The 20,465-nt window shown below is 42.3% G+C and carries 19 protein-coding genes; 9 read left to right on the forward strand and 10 right to left on the reverse strand.

What is annotated here, in order from left to right:
• Nucleotides 1–4: 4 nt before the first annotated feature.
• Both OCV11_RS18265 and OCV11_RS18270 read right to left on the reverse strand, forming a co-directional pair.
• Nucleotides 5–811, reverse strand: coding sequence for a deaminated glutathione amidase (locus OCV11_RS18265; RefSeq protein ID WP_261897456.1), 807 nt, complete (start codon nucleotides 809–811; stop codon nucleotides 5–7).
• Between the two features lie 9 nt (nucleotides 812–820).
• Nucleotides 821–1,777, reverse strand: coding sequence for an ABC transporter substrate-binding protein (locus OCV11_RS18270; RefSeq protein ID WP_261897457.1), 957 nt, complete (start codon nucleotides 1,775–1,777; stop codon nucleotides 821–823).
• A 107-nt stretch (nucleotides 1,778–1,884) separates the two neighbouring features.
• Here OCV11_RS18270 and OCV11_RS18275 point away from each other — a divergent pair, with 107 nt between their 5' ends.
• Nucleotides 1,885–3,219: an aminotransferase-like domain-containing protein gene (locus OCV11_RS18275; RefSeq protein WP_261897458.1), complete on the forward strand. Its 1,335-nt coding sequence runs from the start codon at nucleotides 1,885–1,887 to the stop codon at nucleotides 3,217–3,219.
• Nucleotides 3,220–3,361: 142 nt separating this feature from the next.
• Nucleotides 3,362–4,183, forward strand: coding sequence for a transporter substrate-binding domain-containing protein (locus OCV11_RS18280; RefSeq protein WP_261897459.1), 822 nt, complete (start codon nucleotides 3,362–3,364; stop codon nucleotides 4,181–4,183).
• 98 nt (nucleotides 4,184–4,281) lie between these two features.
• Here OCV11_RS18280 and fabF read toward each other — a convergent pair whose 3' ends face one another.
• A complete protein-coding gene (gene fabF, locus OCV11_RS18285; RefSeq protein WP_261897460.1) occupies nucleotides 4,282–5,547 on the reverse strand; it encodes a beta-ketoacyl-ACP synthase II in 1,266 nt (421 codons plus the stop codon).
• Between the two features lie 96 nt (nucleotides 5,548–5,643).
• Between fabF and OCV11_RS18290 the strand changes: the two genes are divergently transcribed.
• Nucleotides 5,644–6,234: a TetR/AcrR family transcriptional regulator gene (locus OCV11_RS18290; protein ID WP_261897461.1), complete on the forward strand. Its 591-nt coding sequence runs from the start codon at nucleotides 5,644–5,646 to the stop codon at nucleotides 6,232–6,234.
• Between the two features lie 26 nt (nucleotides 6,235–6,260).
• On the opposite strand, the gene OCV11_RS18295 is transcribed toward OCV11_RS18290, so the two are convergent.
• From OCV11_RS18295 to OCV11_RS18305, 3 genes are all read right to left on the reverse strand, one after another.
• Nucleotides 6,261–7,181 (reverse strand): EamA family transporter, encoded by a 921-nt coding sequence (locus OCV11_RS18295; protein WP_261897462.1) that lies wholly within the window; start codon nucleotides 7,179–7,181, stop codon nucleotides 6,261–6,263.
• A 213-nt stretch (nucleotides 7,182–7,394) separates the two neighbouring features.
• Nucleotides 7,395–8,159, reverse strand: coding sequence for a helix-turn-helix domain-containing protein (locus OCV11_RS18300; RefSeq protein WP_261897463.1), 765 nt, complete (start codon nucleotides 8,157–8,159; stop codon nucleotides 7,395–7,397).
• A gap of 165 nt (nucleotides 8,160–8,324) precedes the next feature.
• The gene (locus OCV11_RS18305; RefSeq protein ID WP_261897464.1) at nucleotides 8,325–9,509 is read right to left on the reverse strand and encodes an MFS transporter; all 1,185 of its coding nucleotides are present in this window, start codon (nucleotides 9,507–9,509) and stop codon (nucleotides 8,325–8,327) included.
• 497 nt (nucleotides 9,510–10,006) lie between these two features.
• Here OCV11_RS18305 and OCV11_RS18310 point away from each other — a divergent pair, with 497 nt between their 5' ends.
• From OCV11_RS18310 to OCV11_RS18320, 3 genes are all read left to right on the forward strand, one after another.
• Nucleotides 10,007–11,719 (forward strand): RiPP maturation radical SAM C-methyltransferase, encoded by a 1,713-nt coding sequence (locus tag OCV11_RS18310; protein ID WP_261897465.1) that lies wholly within the window; start codon nucleotides 10,007–10,009, stop codon nucleotides 11,717–11,719.
• Complete coding sequence (locus OCV11_RS18315) at nucleotides 11,720–11,968, forward strand: hypothetical protein (protein ID WP_261897466.1); 249 nt, start codon at nucleotides 11,720–11,722, stop codon at nucleotides 11,966–11,968.
• Between the two features lie 76 nt (nucleotides 11,969–12,044).
• Nucleotides 12,045–12,602, forward strand: coding sequence for a DUF2301 domain-containing membrane protein (locus OCV11_RS18320; RefSeq protein WP_261897467.1), 558 nt, complete (start codon nucleotides 12,045–12,047; stop codon nucleotides 12,600–12,602).
• Nucleotides 12,603–12,608: 6 nt separating this feature from the next.
• Here the strand turns inward: OCV11_RS18320 and OCV11_RS18325 are convergent, their stop codons facing one another.
• Together OCV11_RS18325 and OCV11_RS18330 are read right to left on the reverse strand one after the other, a co-directional pair.
• Nucleotides 12,609–12,920 (reverse strand): hypothetical protein, encoded by a 312-nt coding sequence (locus OCV11_RS18325; RefSeq protein WP_261897468.1) that lies wholly within the window; start codon nucleotides 12,918–12,920, stop codon nucleotides 12,609–12,611.
• A 119-nt stretch (nucleotides 12,921–13,039) separates the two neighbouring features.
• Complete coding sequence (locus tag OCV11_RS18330; RefSeq protein ID WP_444546128.1) at nucleotides 13,040–14,167, reverse strand: methyl-accepting chemotaxis protein; 1,128 nt, start codon at nucleotides 14,165–14,167, stop codon at nucleotides 13,040–13,042.
• A gap of 259 nt (nucleotides 14,168–14,426) precedes the next feature.
• On the opposite strand from OCV11_RS18330, the gene OCV11_RS18335 reads away from it, so the two are divergent.
• On the forward strand, nucleotides 14,427–14,852 hold the full coding sequence (locus OCV11_RS18335; protein WP_261897470.1) for a VOC family protein: 426 nt from the start codon (nucleotides 14,427–14,429) through the stop codon (nucleotides 14,850–14,852).
• 92 nt (nucleotides 14,853–14,944) lie between these two features.
• Here the strand turns inward: OCV11_RS18335 and OCV11_RS18340 are convergent, their stop codons facing one another.
• Complete coding sequence (locus tag OCV11_RS18340; RefSeq protein WP_261897471.1) at nucleotides 14,945–16,126, reverse strand: type III PLP-dependent enzyme; 1,182 nt, start codon at nucleotides 16,124–16,126, stop codon at nucleotides 14,945–14,947.
• Nucleotides 16,127–16,637: 511 nt separating this feature from the next.
• Here OCV11_RS18340 and OCV11_RS18345 point away from each other — a divergent pair.
• A complete protein-coding gene (locus tag OCV11_RS18345) occupies nucleotides 16,638–17,144 on the forward strand; it encodes a hypothetical protein (protein WP_261897472.1) in 507 nt (168 codons plus the stop codon).
• A 361-nt stretch (nucleotides 17,145–17,505) separates the two neighbouring features.
• Entirely contained in the window at nucleotides 17,506–18,213 is a 708-nt protein-coding gene (locus OCV11_RS18350; protein WP_261897473.1) for a pentapeptide repeat-containing protein, read from the forward strand.
• Nucleotides 18,214–18,343: 130 nt separating this feature from the next.
• On the opposite strand, the gene OCV11_RS18355 is transcribed toward OCV11_RS18350, so the two are convergent.
• A complete protein-coding gene (locus tag OCV11_RS18355; RefSeq protein ID WP_261897474.1) occupies nucleotides 18,344–20,359 on the reverse strand; it encodes a methyl-accepting chemotaxis protein in 2,016 nt (671 codons plus the stop codon).
• Nucleotides 20,360–20,465: the final 106 nt, after the last annotated feature.

A 20,465-nucleotide genomic window follows, 5' to 3' on the forward strand; every position in this document is an offset into this window, starting at 1 on the left:
CTGATTATTCTGTCATTAAAGTGGGTTTGCTAAAGCAGCGGTTCTCTAGTGCAGGTAAGATTTGGCGTGCATAAGCGATTCGCTCTTTCTTAATTTCCGTGACGACCAGTTCATCTTGTTCACAAGCGCTGCAGGTCACAACACCTAGCGGGTCAATCACTTTGCTCAAACCGATATTGCGTGGACCTGATTCGCCGATTGCAATCATGTAGCAGGTGTTTTCTAGAGCGCGAGCGGTCGCTAACGTATCCCAGTGATGCTCTTTTAATGGGCCTTTTACCCAAGCGGCTGGCAGAATGAGCGCATCAGCACCATCTAACACTAAGCGGCGCGAAAGTTCAGGGAAACGCAAGTCATAACAGGTCATCATGCCGAATTTAAATCCTGCCACTTCGACCAGTGGAGGCACTTCGGAGCCGGGAATGACATTGGTGGACTCTTTCATTGAAAATGCGTCATACAGATGCAATTTCTTGTATTGGCTAATGATTTCACCTTGGCAAATCGCAAGATGAATGTTCCACACTTTGCCATCTTGAGTGTCGCTTGGAACGTGGACTGTCATAAACACAGTCATTGTAAAATCGCGACTAAAACTCAGTAGCTCAGTCATAAATGGGCCATTGAGAGGCTGCGCAGCTCGGCGTACCAAATCCGGGTCAGCGATATCTCGCGCCAAAATGCCTTCCGGAAAGACCAGCAGGTCGACTTGTTGTTCACTAGCTTGACGCATGTACTCCTGACAGATGCGCAAGTTTTCTTGCCACTCTTTTGCTACGGAGAATTGTCCTAGTCCTACTTTCATTTTCATGGGTTGTCCTTACCATTGTTCGTCAGGGAAGAGCGCATCGATGGTCAGCTCGCGCTTAATGATCTCTTGGGCTTTCAGTTCGTCACACCAGTCTTGCAGCATCTGCTGGTTTGCTGCGATGCCATTGTTGTTCCAATCGGCAGGCAGAGTTTGATGCGTACGAGCAATCTCAGCCAATATCCAAGGTGTGGTGTCGGCGTATTTAGCGCGTTTTTCCATCCATACTTGGTAGGAGCGGTCAAACGCGGCACTGATTTTTTGGGCAATCTGTGGATGGGCTTGGTGAAATTCCGGTTTCAAAATCAGAATGTGAATGCCTGGTACATAACCACGTTGATGAAAGTATTCGGTTTCATCTGCGACAAAATGAGGCAGTAGTTGGCGATACGCCGATTGTTCAGAGAAAAAACCACTGGGCATAAATGGAGTACACACGGCATCAAGAGTGCCTTCATCCAACATATCCATCATAGGCTGTTCATTTGGGCATGCATCGATATGGCCAGGAGCACCAAACCCGTTGAGTCTGTCGACGATAGGATGTTGAGCTGTTAAGCGGCCGACAAACCAATGAACATCGGTGAGATTGAGATTGTGGTGACGAAAAATGGCGCGAGTCCAAGTATTACCTGAATCTTGCCAACCGGTTAAGCCGATACGTTTACCTGCAAGATCTTCAATCGTCGTCAGTGGACTCTCTTTTTTGACAATGATGCAGCGGTGGCGAAAGCCGCGCATTAAGAAGTGGGGGGCTCCGATGACCTTTTTCTCGCCCTTGGCAATCATTTGGCTGTAGCGACTAAGTGACATTTCACCGCCATCAAATTCAGGGTGACTAGCCCAATCGTCCACAAGGGTATTGACGCGAGTAAGCTGAATATCGAGATCACCTAGATCAATTTCGTTAAGCAGCATAGGGGTTAGATAATCCCAATCACGTACCGCTAGCCTCACTTGAGTTGTCATTGTTTTACTCCTTAAAACAAACGGGTTACAACTGATGTAAATTTATCCTAATTGTGATTTTTGTGGTGTACAATGATTTTTTTGTTACTGAACAAAGATAATATTTTATGGAAAAAGACATAAGTGTGGCGCACCTATCTGATGCATTAAAAGGAATGAATATTCAAGAAATTACCATTGAGATGACTGCTTTGATCCGATCTGGTGCATTGGAAATTGGCGCAAAATTGCCTTCAGTGCGAAGCTTGGCTGAAGAGTTGGGGATGAGTCCCGCATCGATTTCATCGGTTTGGAGTACGCTCAAAAAGAACCATTTGATCAGTGGAAGTGGCAGAAATGGGGTGTGGGTCAGTGGTGATAATCCAGCGCCAAGACCGATGCGTTTTGAAAATGTGGGCAACTTTGGCAAAAAGACCAAAGTCGATTTAACCTATGCCTCTCCTGATCCACGGTTGTTACCGCCATTATCTCAAGCCCTTTTGCATGCGACACAAAGTGAAGATCTCAATAGTTATCGTCGTGAATTCATTACACCGGAATTAAAACGCGCGGTTCAACCTAACTGGCCATATAAAGCAGAGGAGTGGATGGCAACCAATGGAGGATTTGATGCTCTGCAAGCGACCATTTCTGCTTTAATTCAACCGGGAACTTGGATTGCCGTAGAAGACCCGACGACTGCGCGGTTGCTTGACCTCATTGAAAATCTCGGGGCAAGAGTCGTTCCAGTTGAATGTGATGAACAAGGGCCATTACCCGATTCACTAGCGCAAGCCTTAACGCATAAATTGGCGGCGTTTGTTTATCAACCTCGAGTTCACTCGGTGACCGGCTGCTGTGTGAGTGCATCACGTTTGGCAGAGCTTATGCCTTTGCTGGCAGAAGTCCCCCTAGTGATTGAAGATGATGGTATTGGTGGTATCGCTACGACGCCAGCCTTGACATTTGGACAGTACTACCCAGAAAAAGTGGTGCATATTCGAACTTATTCCAAAAGTCTTGGCCCAGACTTACGTTTAGCGGTGTTATCAGCGCCCAAACATTTGGCCAAATCGATTCAAGCGTATCGCAATTTTGGCGCAAGCTGGACTAGCCGCTTGCTGCAAAACGCCGCAGCCTATCTATTAAGTAATCCCGAAGTCTCCGCTCATCTAGAGCAAACCAAACAAACCTATTTACAACGTCGGACTTGGTTAACCGATGCATTAACGGCGCGCAATATTCCATACGTTGGCGAGGCGGGTTTAAGTGTGTGGATTCCTGTTCCCTCAGAGCAGTTCGCTTTAGTCACTTTGGCGATTCACGGATATGCAGTATTTCCGGGAAACCGTTTTATGAAGAAGTTAGCCACTCCTCATATTCGTGTTGCGACGAGCCAGTTAACTCCGACCATGATTAAAGACTTAGTGAGTACTATCGAGATGTGCTTCGATATTCAGTGAGCACCTGATAGACCCCTGCTAACCCAAATAGTGCAATCAACTGCTGGTTTTTAGAGCAGTTCTCTCTTTTATTAAAGCGCAAATTTCGTTAGTTTATGGGCACTCAATGAGGAATACAGAACAAGAATGGAATTTAACAAACATGACATCTAAAAAAATAACAACAGTACTTCGTCGTACCTTGGTTGGCGCTGCGCTTATCGCTTCAGCTGCCACTAGCGTATCTGCATCTGCAGAATCAAATACCGTTGATCAAATTCTCAAATCAGGCGAGTTAAGACTTTGTTTTGAAGCCGGATATCTCCCTTTTGAAATGACGGCGAAAAATGGTCAATACGTCGGTTTTGATATCGATGTCGCAAAACATTTGGCGCGTTCAATGGGGGTGAAGTTTGTCCCAGTCAATACGGCGTGGGATGGTATTGTACCAGCATTGAAAACCAACAAGTGTGATTTCATCGCGGGGATGACAGTGACGACAGAACGTAACTTAAGCGTACTGTTTGCTGACGATTATCTAAAAATGGGTCAAACCATTCTTATCTCGCCTAAGCTAAAAGACAAAATCCACTCTTACCGTGACCTAAACGATAAGAAGTACACAGTAGCAACGCAAATGGGAACCAGCAGCGCGATTGGCGCAAGCAAGTACCTGTTTAATGCCAAAGTGGATCTTTACGATACCTCTGCTGATGCCGTATTGCAGGTCATGAATGGTAAAGCAGATGCATTTGTTTACGACTTACCTTACAACGCGATGTACGAAGCGCAGCATAAAGGTCAGGTAGTTCATTTAGATCAACCCTTTACCTTTGAACCTCTAGGTTGGGCTATTCGTCGTGGTGATTACGATTTCTTAAATCTGCTGAATAACTACATGAAGCAAATTCGTGGTGACGGTACTTACGAACGTATTTACGACAAATGGTTTAAGTCGGATAAATGGCTTTCTCAAGTTCAATAACTTTCAAAGTTACAGTTAGCTAAATCCATTAAGCCGGACAAATTGTCCGGCTTTTTATCAACTCAAGAATCTGCCATGAAGTATCATATTGTAGCGATTTACTGGTACTGACTGATGATCAACGCTGCATTCACGCCACCAAAACCAAACCCATTACACAAAGCATGAGGCACTGATTGATGACGGGCTTTAAGTGGTACGAGATCCAAATCTTGCATTGATTCATCTACGTGCTCAAGGTTTAACGTCGCAGGTATTACGCTATGAATAACAGCCATGGCGGTGAAGATACTTTCCACACCACCTGCCGCGCCGAGTAGATGGCCAGTCGCAGATTTGGTGGCGGAAATCGGTACGTTTGGCAAATAGGCATCAAACACGTTACGCAGGGCAGCAATTTCCGCTTTGTCCCCCACAGGAGTTGAGGTGGCATGAGCATTAACGTAGTGAATATCTTCGAGAGTCAAATCGGCAGAGCGAAGTGCACGGCGAATAGCATGGGCAGCGCCTGCGCCATCTTCAGGCCCTGCGGTAATATGGTGCGCATCGCTACTGGTGCCATAGCCACTGACAATCGCTAGCGGTGTTGCCCCACGTTTAAGCGCATGTTCGAGAGTTTCAATCACTAAAACACCGGAGCCTTCTCCCATCACAAAACCATTGCGGTCTTGGTCAAAGGGACGCGATGCAACGTGGGGATCGGAATTGGTTGATAACGCTTTTAGTGCATTAAAACTTGCGAGAGATAAAGGGTCGATACACGCTTCGGCTCCGCCGACGACGGCTACCTCTGCTTCACCATTGCGAATCATACGCATGCCATCGCCAATGGCTTGAACGCCAGCCGCGCATGCGGTCACTGGACAACCAATGGGGCCTTTAAATCCATATTTTATTGAGATATTTCCTGCCGCCAAATTGGCGAGGAAAGCTGGCACGGTAAAGGGGGAAAGCTTTTTGTAGCCGCGCGTTTGCATGGTGTCTTGTGCTTGGGTGATCGTTCGAAAACCACCAATCCCCGAACCGATAATTGTTGCTGTTGCTTCTTGTTCTTCAACATCTTGCGGAAACCAATTGGCTTGAGTTAGCGCTTGTTGGGCAGCGGCAAGAGCAAACATAGTGAAGCGGTCCAATTTCTTTTGCTCTTTTTTTTCAATATAGTTATCGACGTCAAATCCACCATTAGGGTCTTGATCTATGGTGGGCACTTGTCCTGCTACAGTGACGGGAAGGTCGGCGGTAGCGAAATGGTCGATGTTGACAATACCAGATTGGGAAGCGATGAGTCGTTTCCAAACGACATCAACTTGGCAGCCTAGTGGGCTAACGATGCCCATGCCTGTTATAACGATTGGCGAGTTCATTATGCTCTCCATATTGAACATATTGTGATGAACTCAAAACGTAACACTGGCCATAATATGATCAAGATAATATCTACCATGTAATGGGGGGCATTTATGCCATACGATAAGAACCACAAGGAAAAGTCACGAAATAAGATTTTGCAGTCTGCAAAGAACTTATTTTGTCGTTATGGATTTAAAAGAATATCCATCGGCGAAGTGATGAAGCAAGCCAGCTTAACTCATGGCGCTTTTTATGCGCACTTTGAGTCTAAAGAGGCGCTTTATGAAGCCTGTTTTTCTGAATTGCTTGCGGAAAGTCGCCAGGCAAGATTGGTGAAAAGCCCACTGAGTATTAATAAACTCAAAGCATTAGTTACCAATTACTGGGGACTTAATCAATCGACCACAGAAAAGTTGGGGCCGGAAGTGGTGCTATTTAATGAATCTGGCACGGATAACGAGCAAGTGCGAATTTTGTTTCAGCGTTCCTATGAGAACGTCAAAATGATGTTGGAAAAACGCATTTGGGCGCTAAGTCGAATCCGTAAAATCGAGCTGACCGCCGATACGGTGAGTGACAAAGCGCGAACCATTATGGCCGCACTTGTCGGAGCCGTTACTATTGCCAAAATGATCACTGATGAACAAGAGCAGCAACGTCTTTTAGAAAATGCCCAATCAGAGATATTGGCTATGCTATAGACGAAGCCACTCTTCGTTATCTGGTGTTATTTACCGGTTGGAGCTGCGGTATTAACGGATGCTCGAGCTGCAAACCAGCGCGAACCAAACACGTTAAATATCAATCCGATGGCAACGACAACCACACCGCATACTTGTTGTAGCGTGAGGTGTTCATTAAGTAAAAGCATCGCGCTCAGTAAACCAAAGACGGGAACTAACAGAGATAATGGAGCCACTAAAGACGTTTCATAACGGCTAAGTAGATAGCTCCAACCGCCGTAACCGACGATAGTGGCAAGATAAGAGAGATAAGCCAGTGCTAACACGTTGTGCCATTTGATCTGCACTAGAGATTGAACAATGACGTCGCTTCCCTCAAAAACCAGTGAGGTAATAGCAAAAGCACAAGTCGGTACGAGCGCACTCCACACCACCAGGGACATGGTTGGCACCGTATGTTTTGCCATAATCACTTTGTTGGTTATGTTGCCAAAGGCCCAAGAACTGGCTGCGCCGATGATCAACACTAAAGTAAACCACGAAAGGCTCGCTGCACTTTGTGCTTGAGTGGTTGCCAACAGATATATTCCCAACGCTGCAATGGCGATGGAGATGAGATTGTGGACTTTGATCTTCTCTTTTAGTAGCAACGCGCCAAGAAATACGGTGATAAACGCTTGAACTTGCAGAATAAGAGAGGCGAGACCTGCGGCCATTCCCAGCTTTAACGCCCAAAATAAGAAAGCGAATTGACCAAAACTGATTGTTAACCCGTAAAGAAGTAGCCATTTAAAAGGTAGGTGAGGGCGTTTAACAAAAAAGATGGCAGGAAATACAACAAAAGCAAAGCGTAAGCCCGCGAGGAGCAGTGGTGGCATTCCTTGCAAACCCACTTTGATAACCACGAAGTTAACTCCCCAGACAATCACAATTGCCAGAGCCAACAGTTTATCGCGAAAAGACATACTGAATCCTTAGTTGTCGCCAACCATCAAGAAAACGATCCTGTCACCAGCTAATTAGGTGATGAATCAAATAAAAATGGGTGGAATTTAAGCAAAAGAGAGTTTGCAGAGTGCCTCAAAATAAAGAGGCTGACAAGCAGTAAAATGACTCATAGCGAGTCACTTTACTGCTTGAGGATGAGGTGTCGTTGTTAGAAAACGAGTCGTCCCAGATTACTTTGTACTATCGCTATTTGAGCCGAACTCTTCTTCAATCTGATAGGGGTAATATTGGCCTTCGCTAGCAAGAAGTGCAATGGTGTAATCTTGACGAGCACCTTTACTTTTTCGATGTAAATCCCTTATAAGTTGCAAGAAATAATTACTCATGTCATCTAGAAAAACCGAATACTCTTCTTTAGATAATTCAACGTTTACTATCTTTACTGAAGCACTTTTATTATCTGGATGACAGCAAGAGCGAGTAAGTGAATTTAGTGTTGCATGCCGAATTTTTGCTGCATATAGAGAATTAGGATGAAACACGGTATGTCTAGGTATATTAACAGTAATGATGTTGTTCGTACCAATTGATATCAAGTCAACGCGTTCTAGTTCTCGTAAATAGAGGTACATTTCTGCAACTGTACACCCTTGGTTTGCAGCAAGAATATTAATATTTTGCTCATCATAAACTTCAACTAGAAGTTGATATAGGCGAATGTTCGTTGACATTACTTTATCTTGCTCTTCAGTAAAGTAATGTATTTTTGACATGTTCTTTTCTGCAACAGAAAGAAGAGTAGACAACTGAATATTCAATATCATACAAATAGATGATAAACGTTCTAAGCTTAACTCTTGGTGATTATTTAAAGACCGTGTAATAGTCTTTTCAGAGACACAAAGATACTCACCTAACTGTTTATAACTAATTGCTTTAGTTTTCAGTTGTCTTTTTATTTCTTCTGCAACAAAAGGATATATATTTTGTTTCATGATAAAGATTTAACCATCCCAAAATCTACAAGCGAGTACGAATGTCAATCCCTTAAACTATACATAGTAACTAGGCTATAAATCTAACAATTCCATCAAAGTAATGATAGTTTAAGGAAGCGAAAACAATACCATGAATTATATATCTTATTTATCTATAAATCATTACCTAAATGCCTGTTTCTTCACAGAATAGCCCAAAAATTTAATGATAGTTGAGCAACTCATTAACCCTACGCCGTACAACAACGTCAATTCATGGGAAGAAAATCCACAATTAGTTAATAAACTAATTAGACCAAATGAAAAAGGTAAGCACATCTGGCTAATAAATACAGCGACTGCAATTGTTTTCCCAATCATTTCTTTTGGGGAATTTCGTTGCAAATTAGTCATCACTGTGACATTAATCCAAGAAATTATGACTCCTAGAAGAAAATAAATTGGTGTTACAGAATACCCGGTTCTTGCTTGAGATAAGCCTACAATTAACAGGGATAAAGAGACGGTTGCAGAGTAAAGAGTAATATTCTGAGGGAGTGAAACTATCTGGGTGATTACTGAAAATGCAATGACACCAATACCAAATGTTGCATTTAACCCTCCAATATATTTTGCTCCGTCACCAAAGTTGTCTGACGCAAGCAGTGGTGTTAGGACTACAAGTACACCAGTAAAAAAGAAACTCGTTGATGCTAAAAGGCCAAGGTCATAACCAAAGTTTAGACTTTTTATCACCTTTATACTAGAAATTAAGCTATTAGATTTTGAGTTTATATTGTTCCTGGTAACATGTTTTATAGTGATCAATGAGATAAATATTAGACATATAAATAAAATTATTGTTGTAGATAAAAGTCCAGAACTTATAGACATATAGTCTATTATATAGCTGAGAAGCACTGGACCAAGTATCACTCCTAGTTGATTGGCTGCGGTAAATATGGAATTGGCTTTATGTAGGGCAATTTTATCAACTAAATATGGAAGGCATGCATTTGCTGTTGGGATAAATAGCGCATCTAACAACCCGAATGAAAAAGAAATGAAATATAATTGAATAATGAACAAATTATTATTCAATGACAAGTATAAAGTTAAAAAAAGTAGTAGGATTCTAAAAGTGGTTGTTAATATAAGTAGACGTTTTTTTGAGTATTTATCAGCTATATATCCTCCAATAGGCACGAAGAAAACTTTAGGTAGAAAATTGACAGCGAGTAGTAATCCGACAAGCTCTGGTTTACCCAATTTGTCTAAAGTAATATATTGTTGTATTAACAAAAAACTTGACAGAGCTGTGGAAGAAAACAAATAAGCTATTGAGAGAAAGTAAAATTCTTTTTTCATTATAAATGTATATTTGTGTATGCAATGTTTCATTGTAATAGATTTTGTAAGGTTTTTATCTGAATTATTGTAAGAGACGATTTATGTCCACTAAACGGACATAATAGGATCCGCGTTAACTAATTATTGACCTGATAGATATGGGTGAATTAATCTCATCTATGTCGACAGTAGTTGGCAAAATCAATGAAATTATTAATTAAATTTGTTTATCATTATGTGGAACGGCATTATGAACGAAAAAAAAGTTGCGCAACCAGTTGTTGAAGTTGTTAAAGTAAATTCTGGTAAAAACATTATTTAATTGTATTTCAATTATTATTAATGTGCTTTGAATAGAGGCAGGTAATTTAATATTATCTGCCTTGTTTTTATTAAAATGAAAAATATAGAAACTATTCATTCATGCCGCTATATCTATTTATAAATTATTCCCTTCGTGTTATGATAAGGATAACAACAAGTCCCAATAGCATAGTCTAATAAAGGGAATTAGATTGAAAATTGAAATGATTTGCGCACCCTATGCTGGTGTTGATAGACCTTCTCTGGGGTTGTCCATATTAAAATCACATGCAGTCAACTTAGGACATGATGTCAGTATTAATTATGTTAATATTGATTTTGTTGAGCATTTTGGTTTAAGTGATTATCAAAAAATGGTTAATAGTTCACCAGTTGATATGGCAGGTGAATGTTTAATTTCTCGTATTTATCATTCATCTTTGGTTGAACTTAATGAAGAGGATTTGGAGATAAGGCAATGGTACATCGATAAGGGAAAGGAGCTAGCATTTAAAGGTTCTGATATCTATTGTTTCACATGTCTTTTCCAGCAAATTAGACCTTCGTTATGGCTTGCTGAAGAAATTAAAAAGATCAGGCCAAAGTCCATCATAGTATTTGGTGGCGCTGCATTAGACTATCCTATGGGAGAGCAATTATTTAATTCTTTTAAATTTGTTGATTGTCTTTTTATGGGAGAAAGTGAGCAAACTTTTGTCGATTACTTGAATTCCGTATCGAAAAATGAAATTTATCGGCATCCTTCAGTTCTAATTAGAAATCAAGATATACCATTAATGACTCGAGCAGCTACATTGGCTGATTTAAATGTATCTTGTGCTCCTGATTATGAGGATTATTTTGAAAGGTTTCGAGGTTCTGTTTTACCGATATTTATTAAACCTTATATATTTTATGAAACCTCTAGAGGATGTTCATGGGGGCAAAGAGCTCAATGTACATTCTGTGGTTTGAATGGTGGGTCTATAGGATATAGAGCTAAAGATCCTGATAAGGTTATTGCTGAAATAAACTATTTAAAAGAACTATATAGCAATGATATCGATGAACTAGCTTTTGTGGATAATATAATACCACAAAACTTTTATCGTGAAATGCTGCCTAAGCTTATAGATAATAAATCTAACATTACCTATTTCTACGAGATAAAATCTAATGCTAACTATGAAGAATTATTAAGTTTGAAAAATGCTAAGGTTATGAGAATTCAACCTGGTATAGAGAGTTTATCTACACATATATTAAAGTCAATGAAGAAAGGTGTAACTGCGATACAAAACATATCGGTCCTTGTTAATAGTGCTAGGCTTGGAATTGATGTTGATTGGAATATTTTATTAAACATACCTGGTGAAACGGATGAATCAGTTGAAAGTATGTTTGATGTAATACCATTGTTATATCATTTACAACCGCCAGATGCATCAAGCCCATTTAGGTTGGATAGACATAGTCCTGTTTTTTTAAATCCAATAGAAAATGGTATAAAAAATATTATACCAGTTAAATCTTATTTTTATATGTATCCTGAGTTAAATGAAGACGAAGTTTTTAACCTGGCATATCACTTTGATTTTGATGAAAATAGAACAAAAAAACGCATACATCTCCATCATAAAATACAGGATATGATCGATTTCTGGAAATCTGGAAAATACTCATTAACTCATACTGTTGAAAATACCGGAATAGTAAAAATTTCTGATTCACGATTTGAGAATATTGCGGACTATAAATTGACCAAATCATGTAGTGATCTTTATCGATATATCTTAAGTGAAAAAAATAGCATAAGTATAAGAAAATTGACGGATTTTGATGTTGAAGATTTGAACTTTTTACTATCTAATAGACTGTTATATAAAGAATTTGATAGAGTTATTGCGCTCTCATTGGAGAATTGAATGAAGTATCAGCTTACACCCAGCAGCATCATCACTAAAATTGGTAAAGAGTATCTGCTAAAAGTTGAAGATTCTGTTTTGAAGATCAACGATGATGCTAAGGCGATCTTAGAAACGATTAAAGAACCAAAAACCATTTCAGAGATTAAGGCAATTCTTGATGAAGAGCATAACTTGCTCATTGACGAAGACTCCCTAACTCAGTTTATGAAATCCCAACAGTCTTTGGGTGTTGTTGAGTCTTTGTAGAAATAAGCAGTAATGTCAATTGAATAACCTTAAACCATGGTTATACTAACCCACACCTTCTCTGTGGATGATAGCCATGGCTAATCCTGAATACCAAGAAACTCTCGATCATTTCGACATTTTAAGCGTCATTCTTTACCGAATCGGTATTACGCTGGTCGCATTGAGTTTTTCATCGCTGGGATACTCTTACTTCTCGACGGTTTACCAAATTGCGTGGCCCGTGTTGTCCCTTCATACCAATCAAATTGTCTTAGCCGTTAGTGCCACTTTGTGTGCCGCAAATATTCATGTTTATAGTAAAGTTGTTCGCGTCATCATTAGTTGGAGTACATGGATTGGCTTAGTGTGTCTGGTCATCGATGCTAACCAGTACGTGTGGCTATCGTTCGGTTTTTTCGCTATTACTGCAAGTGGGATAGCGTTAAAAGAGTCATTTTGTTTTCGTGTATTTGGTTTAAAAGCAATGCCACTGTTGCTCATTTTGGTGGTTTTGGCATTACATCAATCTTGGTTAAGTGTTGCTGGTTTCTGTTTGCTGTTTTCTGCACTCATCTATCTTCGCCTTGCTATCGCAAAATGGCGAATGCCGCTCCATTTTGATATTGGCATCAAGGCAAATTACGAAATTTAGCCACACTTAATGACTACCATGCTGCGGTTTATAGCCAAGGCGCAGGCCGCCCCAATGTTCGCCATTGATGTAGACAGGAACGGAGAGGTCGTGCATCACTTCTCCCGTATCCCGTTTATAGGTTTGTAACAGCATGGTTTGCGTGTGGCTGCCACAGCGCTGACCTACGCGATCGCCAAAGATACGTTTAGTTCGATTTCCGACCATATCTTGCTGAGGATTGCCCGTTAACGGCTGGCAAAATTGATTGTTGTGAGTCGGTACATACCCTTTGTCATCAGTCGCAATGGCATAAATAATGTCTTTATGCTGTTTCACGATAGGTTCCTGCAGATTCGGTAAGACAGCATCGCAGTATTGATCAAATTGGGTGTGATATTTAACCGGATTGGTGTCCGCTATCACTGTGTGTTTGCGATCAAATAGCGCGGTGCGACTTACTTTACCGGCCTGTATATCTTGTTCAAATTGTTGACCAATCTGCTGAGCGAGCTGGGAAGCCCACTGATAGAAAGGCCAGTGAACGCTTTGTTCATAGTGCTCAACCAACACTGCATTACTGGCTCTGCCATCAACATGAGATGTTCTGCCTCTTTTTGCAGTGTCTCTAACTGTGAATTGGTTAGCGCAAGCTCCGATTTAACCTGCTCAATCGAATGTCCTATGGTCTGCAAGCCTTCTTGATTGCTTTCGACACCATGGCTAATGGAAGACACTTGGTGTTCTACTTCTTGGGACTGCTGGGTGATACTTTTAAGTTGGCGGGCAACGGACTCAATATTGTCAGTGCCTTTCTCCACCTTAGCTGATAGCGCCTCGATATTTTGGGTCACTTCCCCTGTTTCGGTAAGAATTTGCCCGACAATTTGGCTCACTTCTCCTGTGCTTTGTGACGTGCGCTCTGCCAGAGCTCTAACTTCGTCGGCAACCACGGCAAAACCACGACCGAGATCGCCAGCCCGAGCGGCTTCTATCGCAGCATTTAAAGCAAGTAAGTTGGTTTGCGATGCAATATCTTCAATTACTTGAGCGACATTTTTGATCCGGTCGATCTGCGCATCCAAGGTATTAATTTGTTGGACTGAAGCCGTTGTTTGTGCCGAAATTTCTTGCATGTCCTTTACTGCTAATTCCAGCTCAGCCATACCGTGTAGGCTGATATTTTGCATCTCTTGCGCGGAATCGAGAGCGTTTCCTGCCGATTGAGATGTCACACCTAAAGTGGAGGTCATGTCATTCGATGAACTGGATATATTTTCAATCGCTCTTAACTGATTCGCCGCTTTGACTTTGAGTTGATCAACCGAAAAGGAAGTTTCTGCTGCACTGACCGCATTGCGGCTCATCTCCTCTGCGATCAAAGGCGCAATGATACTGTCAGGTTTAACGATTTCTAAAGCATTAACGCGGTGTAAATGCCTAAAGGTGAGTGGGCAAACCAATAACGCTAGGGCGATTAACACGGCTTGGTGCCAGCCAAATAGCACCATCGCTACTGCAGTTGCGACAAGCAACAGGAGAATAAAAGCACCCCATCGGCGAAAAAACATAAGCGACCTATCCATTGATTTGTTAGCTTGATGTTAAATGTAGCCAACGAGATCAATCGATGGATGATCTCCGTTACTTTTTGACTAAAGTAGCATGGCGAACGTTAAGGCGTTGCAACCCGCATTGGGATTGATAATTAATGTTTATGCAGCGAGATAAATATTAACGTCTTTTTATTCGAGTGGTGTTTGGTATGCTGAAAGCGTTACCTCATTCGCACCTTGGTGACGTTGAGAGAAAAACAACAGGAAAGTAAAGAAAACAGAGGAAGTTATGAAGATAAATCCATTTCATTTGGCAATTCCGGTCTACGACTTGCCAAAAGCACGCCATTTCTATGGCGAAATCTTTGGTCTAGAAGAGGGGCGCTCTTCGCAGCAATGGGTCGATTTTAATTTCTTTGGCCATCAATTGGTGATCCATGAACACCCAAAAACCACATCACAAGAGTCAGCACATACCAACCCAGTGGATGGACACGACGTTCCCGTTCCCCATTTTGGTGTGGTATTAGATTGGGATGATTGGCACTCATTGGCAGAGCGTTTACGTTCTTATGATACCAAGTTTGTGATTGAGCCCTACATCCGCTTTAAGGGGCAAGTAGGGGAGCAAGCCACCATGTTTTTCTTAGACCCATGCGGCAATGCTTTGGAATTTAAAGCGTTTCAAGATATGGGACAGCTATTTGCGAAATAGGCGATGAGCATTGCTAATGACGCTGAGTAATAAAACACAAAAGAGGCTTGCGCCTCTTTTGTCGTATTGGATGATGTTGCTAAAGCGAGCACTTAACCAATCATTCGTCGGTCGGCTGCCATGTCGTTTAGCACCACGGTTTGCGCACGTTTAAAGAAGTTAAAGTCGGTTGCTGTAGCACTGGTGTAAGCGCCCATCACGCGAGTTACTAACAAATCGCCGTTGTCCAATTTTGGCAACATGATGTGTTCTGCAACCACGTCGATACTGTCACAAGTTGGCCCTGCTAGTACACTTGGGAAACGTTCACCTTGTTTCATCGCCATGATTGGGTAGTTACCGTGGTCAAACAGTAAACCACTGAATGAACCGTATACGCCGTCATCAAGGTAGTACCAAGTTTCGCCATCACGTTCCGCTTGACCCATTACTGAAGCTACGCTCATCACTGCTGGACCGACAATGAAGCGTCCAGGTTCTGCAAGCACTTGCACTGTTTCAGGCAAAGTGGCTAAGGCAGCGTTAATAGGGCGGCAGAACTCTTTAATCGGAGTCACTTTGCTGCAGTAGCTCACTGGGAAACCACCACCGATATCTAACGTACTTAGTGCAGGTAAACCAAGTTCAATCACATCTTCCATCACTGCGCGACAAGCGTGAATCGCTTCAACATATTTGTCTGGATTGGTCGTTTGTGAACCCACATGGAATGAGAGCCCTTTGATACGAATACCCAGCTCTTGAGCGCGAGCAATCATTTTGATAGCGCTTTCTGCAGAGCAACCAAATTTCTTCGATAGGTCAGCAAACGCTTCTGCGTTACGGAAACTCAAACGAATCAACAACTCTGCTTCATCACGGTATGGAATGAACTTTTCGAGTTCATTCATGTTATCGACCACGAAAACTTGGCAGCCGTAAGCTAGCGCGTCACGAATGTCGATATCACGTTTAATAGGATGAGTATGGATGGTTTTTTCCGCTGGAACACCTTGGCTGGCTACTAAATCCACTTCACCTGAAGTGGCTAGATCGAAGCTAGCACCTTCATCAAGCAGAGCACGAACGACTGCTGGGTGTGGCAGTGGTTTGAGCGCGAAGTGCAAAGTCACATCAGGTAGAGCTGCTTTCAATGCACGGTATTGAGAGCGAACAGTATCGCAATCCAATAACAACAAAGGCGCGCCGTATTGAGCAACTGAAGTTTCGATTAGGTGAGTTTCTTCTGCAGAAAGAGCAGAGAATGCGGAAAAATCCAATACCGAATGAGCCATGGCGGCCTCCCATACAAATAGCAAGCTTTCCCACAGAGTATGTGGGTGTGGAAAAGCGGAGCGAAAATAAAAGCGTTGAATAAACAAACGCCGTCAAAGTCACTCTTGGATAGTTGCTCTATCGCCTTGCCACAAAACAGCTTGTGATGTACTCGGATTGGCTATCATCAAGAAGCAGCGTGATATTATGACCAGAAGAAAAAATGCGCAATAAAAAATCTACCCCCAATCTGCAATTGTTTGACTTGCTTCAAACTTTTTGTGTTTTATTATTCATAGTAAAATTATAACTATATGAATTATATATTAATTATTTAAATTGTCGTGAATAGGTATTCTCGTTTAGTGAGATAAAAGGTATCCAGTAGCGCTCAAAGTCCATTATGGGTTATTGCGCTGAAATGACAGTAAATTGCACCAATTTTGACGCCAATTACCAGATAATCCATACACTATATCCCCTAAGTTGGTGATAGAAGCACAGTGCTTCGATAAAAGTCTGGGAAAAAGAATGGCTTACAAAACACAAATTGCCCCCTTCAAAAAAGCGCTCTTTGCTTTACTGCTCTTAGCCCCGTTTAGTGCCTACTGTCAGTCATGGCAACAGTATCTTGAGCAGCAAAAAGATGAAGCAAAAATTAACCTTGAAATGAAGGTAGACCAGTGCAGTAAAAATCGTGGTTTTCTCAACAAGATTGACGATGATTGGTTCACTTCTCTTACCAAAGAGCAAAAATACGCGGCCGCTTCTTATCTGGAATATATGGCAAATTCCACCTGCTATGGAGAGGAATTGAAGGAGTATAATTCAGCGTTGTTGGCTTACTCTGCCTATGACAAAAAAGGCTCTGAATTGAAACAATGGATCGATTTCATCCGCTTCAAACCAGAACAAAAATTCGGCAAAGCATTTGATACGCTCGATACCCGACCATTAACTCAATGGTTTCATCAGCAGCCGATTGTGTTGCCATTTGATAAACAAGAATTTCTTAAACAGTATCCTGAATTTCGCTGATTTTTAGGTGTATATCTCTTAAGTTCCCCCTGAACTGTGACGAAATATGTTTGGGGGTGATGATAAGGAACCCTGTCGCAGCGGTTCCTTTTTTATTCTCACTGGCAGCATTTCTAGTTTTTTACCGCTTCTTGTTCGCTAATACTTTACAAAGATCAATAAACTCCCAGTTTTGCTAAATCGATTAGAGACTTAGCTGATAGCAACGGATATTCTATGTATTAATTTGATCTCATCAGGCTAAGCTTTTTGCTTTGCCAAGTTGCATGAGGTCTTTCCGGTTTCAGTTAAGATTGATTTTACGGGTGCCCTTTTTTGTATTGCCAAAGAGAGGTATTGCCCCAAGAGAAATGACGCCACTATGACACACATACTTCATCATTATCAGGCTGCCGATGTGCAGCAGGTGAGTCGCTTAATTGCCACTCATGGCCAGGTATTGACGGCTATTCGCTTTCATCAGGTCAACTTTAGCCAACAAAGTTTGGTTGGAATGACTTTTCAGCAGTGTGAATTTGTCGAATGTTCTTTCATCGAAGCTGATTTGAGCGGTGTGCATTTTAGTGAATGTGTTTTTGTTTCGACGCCGACTCCGTGTGATTTTTCCAAGTCAAACCTAAGTGGTGCACTGTTCCAGCAGTGTGATTTAAGCCATACGGTGTGGCGAGATGTAGAGGCGATTGGCCTGCGCCTAGAGTCTTGTCAGCTATCACATATGGTACTCTCTAACGCCGTATTTGCAGGTACTGCGACAGCTCAAAGCCAATTAACATTGCGTCAATGTGATTGCCAAGGTATGGAGTTAAGCCACCTTGTGATCGATGGTGTCAACCTAACCGGTTGCCAGCTGCGTGATATTAAAGTGAATCAAGTGGTGATGTCGCACTGCAATTTCGCAGGGTCACTGGTTAATGCATGCGAAGCTGTGGATTGGGATCTGTCATACTCTGACTTGCGTGAAGCGGATGTGTTGCACCTGAATCAAGCTACCACTCAATTGGCTGGTGCTTATGTGAATGAGTATCAAGCCAAAACTTTGAATTTAACTAGCGTGGTACGAATTGCCTAATCATAACGCCCAATGATGGTCGGTGATTAACGGGTACGAGCCCATTGCTAAAGCGCAAGCAATTACGAGTCAGAGCTAGTAACAAGGGCAAGCATTGAGCTTGCCCTTGTCCATTTGGGAGGGAGCTGATTTATACCTTGAAATTGGCAATTTGTTGCTGCAATTGCTGCTGCAAATTCGCAATCGAGCGGGTAATTTGTACGGTCTCAGAGACTTGGCTGGCGGTGTTCGATGAGAGATCGTTAATGTGATTAACGTTCTGCGATAGATTATGCGCTTCCTGCTCTTGAGCGGTGACCGCATTGGCCGTCTGCACATTCATCGATGCGATGTGCGATATTTCTCTCACTACCATATCGAGCGCTTCTAGCGCTTGGGTGGTCGTCTCTGCGGTACTTTGACCTTTCTCTTGTGAGGCATTCATGACGCTCACTGCTTCATCAGCGCTTTGTTGCAGCTTCTGAATGCGCTCTTGGATCACCTGAGTGCTTTGTTGAGTTCGGTTCGCCAAATTACGTACTTCATCCGCTACAACCGCAAAGCCGCGCCCTTGTTCACCTGCTCGGGCCGCTTCAATTGCTGCGTTGAGTGCCAGTAAGTTGGTTTGTTCTGCAATGCCACTGATATCGGTCAACACAGTACCGATGTTGACGACATCACTTTTCACAAAATCTATCACCTCAGTACCGTGTTTAACCAATTCAACCAAATGATTAACCTCTTTGGTCGCACTCGTCACACTCGCTAAGGTGCGCTGTGTATTGCCTTCAATGCTTTTCACCAATTCGGCTGCACTACGGGCGCTTTGGGCGGCATCTGTTGCGTTGGCAAGCACGCCATCAATGGTATTCACCATTTGACCTGTTGCACTGTTTTGCTGCTTGATTAAGTTACTGGCTTGTTCGGAAGTGCGACTGAAGGTACTAATTTCGCCACTCACTTGGTCGATAGATTGCCGAGTCTGTTTCACTAGCGACTGAATTTTGCCGATGAAACGGTTAAAGGTATTACTCAATTCGCCCAATTCGTCATTCGATTCAATCTCGATTCGTTTGGTTAAATCACCATCACCGTCGGCGATGTCTTGCAGGCTGGATTGGACGCGAGCAATCGGTTTAAGCACTGAGCGTGTGAGCCAAATTGAACAGGCGACTGCGATAACGACAACGACGATGATGGTAAGCATAATCGTTTGTTGCAGAGTCGATTTCACGTTATCAATAATCGACTTATGACTGTCGACAGTTTCGTCGGCAATCGATTCGACTTTACTCATATCTTCAATGAGTGCGTTGGAATCACGGGTATAGGTTTGATTTGATTGCTGATAGTTAGCGAAAGCCGTCACTAGCTGATCCAGAGCGGTTTGATGCTCTTGACTGAGTGCCAAATACACTTCTTTGTAACTTTTGTTGCCCCATTTCCCACCCACATTACGGTTAAAGGTAGGAGTGGAAAACATCTCGTTGGCCGCATCCATCTGAAATTGGTTAGCTTCTTTAATGTCAGCACGTCCTTGCTCAATATCCCCCGAATCTAACAATGATTCGAGATGATATAGTTTCCACAATAAGCCGATATTCGACTCCATCCCACCATCAGCTGCCGCCCAGCGTGGAGCGATTTCATCGGCCCAGCTGTATTTTTCGTTGGGGTTGGATTCTAAGTATTCCACCGCTTGGTCACCGACTTCTTCCAACTCTTTGCCAAATTCAACAATCTGGTTAGATTTTTGATGGAAGTTCTCTTTGGCTTGAGCGAAGTTGCGATAAGTCTTAATCAGATTGTCGCGAGATTGCTGATAGCGAGAATAAAAGGCTTTAAGGGTGTCAATTTGCTGTTGAGGGATTAAAGCAGCACTGAACATTTCATTTAAGGCCGAGTCTGCGTTGCTAATATGCTCTTGTAACTCGCCATCGATTTCAGTGAAAGAGGCACCTTCAGTGAGTTTGTTCAACGCCAGCATCTGACCTTGGATTTCAATGGTGGTTTCCATCGCACCATCTGCCGTTGACCACGCCGGACCAATAATATAGTCGAGTTCCGCTTGCAGCGAATTAATCCCTTTTAAGGCGTTGAAGATGATCGCCCCCATGAGCAGTGTTAACACGGCAAAACTTGCCAATATTTTGGTCTTAATTTTCATGTGTTCCCTCAAACCTGTTCGCAACATGGCACAACAATGATGTGACTATTGACTTAAGTCTTTATTGAATTGGTCAATAGAAAAAATATAGATGGGAAATACCAAT

Origin of the sequence: Vibrio porteresiae DSM 19223, from assembly GCF_024347055.1 — a bacterium.
Classification (GTDB): Bacteria; Pseudomonadota; Gammaproteobacteria; order Enterobacterales; family Vibrionaceae; genus Vibrio; species Vibrio porteresiae.

Coding starts and splice junctions, on each gene's coding strand:
- OCV11_RS18335 (WP_261897470.1), top strand. CDS start 14,427: ATGAAGATAAATCCATTTCATTTGGCAATTCCGGTCTACGACTTGCCA.
- OCV11_RS18295 (WP_261897462.1), bottom strand. CDS start 7,181: ATGTCTTTTCGCGATAAACTGTTGGCTCTGGCAATTGTGATTGTCTGG.
- OCV11_RS18280 (WP_261897459.1), top strand. CDS start 3,362: ATGACATCTAAAAAAATAACAACAGTACTTCGTCGTACCTTGGTTGGC.
- OCV11_RS18355 (WP_261897474.1), bottom strand. CDS start 20,359: ATGAAAATTAAGACCAAAATATTGGCAAGTTTTGCCGTGTTAACACTG.
- OCV11_RS18270 (WP_261897457.1), bottom strand. CDS start 1,777: ATGACAACTCAAGTGAGGCTAGCGGTACGTGATTGGGATTATCTAACC.
- OCV11_RS18305 (WP_261897464.1), bottom strand. CDS start 9,509: ATGAAAAAAGAATTTTACTTTCTCTCAATAGCTTATTTGTTTTCTTCC.
- OCV11_RS18265 (WP_261897456.1), bottom strand. CDS start 811: ATGAAAATGAAAGTAGGACTAGGACAATTCTCCGTAGCAAAAGAGTGG.
- OCV11_RS18290 (WP_261897461.1), top strand. CDS start 5,644: ATGCCATACGATAAGAACCACAAGGAAAAGTCACGAAATAAGATTTTG.
- OCV11_RS18350 (WP_261897473.1), top strand. CDS start 17,506: ATGACACACATACTTCATCATTATCAGGCTGCCGATGTGCAGCAGGTG.
- fabF (WP_261897460.1), bottom strand. CDS start 5,547: ATGAACTCGCCAATCGTTATAACAGGCATGGGCATCGTTAGCCCACTA.
- OCV11_RS18300 (WP_261897463.1), bottom strand. CDS start 8,159: ATGAAACAAAATATATATCCTTTTGTTGCAGAAGAAATAAAAAGACAA.
- OCV11_RS18275 (WP_261897458.1), top strand. CDS start 1,885: ATGGAAAAAGACATAAGTGTGGCGCACCTATCTGATGCATTAAAAGGA.
- OCV11_RS18320 (WP_261897467.1), top strand. CDS start 12,045: ATGGCTAATCCTGAATACCAAGAAACTCTCGATCATTTCGACATTTTA.
- OCV11_RS18345 (WP_261897472.1), top strand. CDS start 16,638: ATGGCTTACAAAACACAAATTGCCCCCTTCAAAAAAGCGCTCTTTGCT.
- OCV11_RS18340 (WP_261897471.1), bottom strand. CDS start 16,126: ATGGCTCATTCGGTATTGGATTTTTCCGCATTCTCTGCTCTTTCTGCA.
- OCV11_RS18330 (WP_444546128.1), bottom strand. CDS start 14,167: ATGGATAGGTCGCTTATGTTTTTTCGCCGATGGGGTGCTTTTATTCTC.
- OCV11_RS18315 (WP_261897466.1), top strand. CDS start 11,720: ATGAAGTATCAGCTTACACCCAGCAGCATCATCACTAAAATTGGTAAA.